The sequence below is a fragment of the Mesorhizobium sp. WSM4887 genome, assembly GCF_029625865.1.
Classification (GTDB): Bacteria; Pseudomonadota; Alphaproteobacteria; order Rhizobiales; family Rhizobiaceae; genus Mesorhizobium.
In genome coordinates this window covers 1-256 of record NZ_JARTVP010000064.1, presented here as the reverse complement: position 1 = coordinate 256, position 256 = coordinate 1, and the positions used below count along the sequence as shown (strand labels likewise).

1 protein-coding gene is annotated in these 256 nt (G+C 59.4%); it reads left to right on the top strand.

The window, feature by feature from the left end; translation table 11 throughout:
• Positions 1–256 (top strand): EamA family transporter (locus P9230_RS32335; protein ID WP_278121768.1); only part of this gene is annotated, 256 nt, incomplete at both ends.

Genomic DNA, 256 nt, shown 5'->3' with positions numbered 1-256 from the left:
CAACACCATCTTCTACACGGCGCTCAACTACACGACAGCGATCAATGTCTCGATCGAACAGGCGGCGATGCCGATCCTGATCATGACTGCCAATTTCGTCTTCTTCCGCCTGCGCGTGAACTGGGCGCAGATTGTCGGCGTCGTGCTGACCGTCGCCGGCGTGATCCTCACCGCCTGCCATGGCGACCCGCGCCGGCTGTTGACGCTGGAACTCAATTTCGGTGACGCCATCATGCTGGTCGCAGTCTTTCTCTAC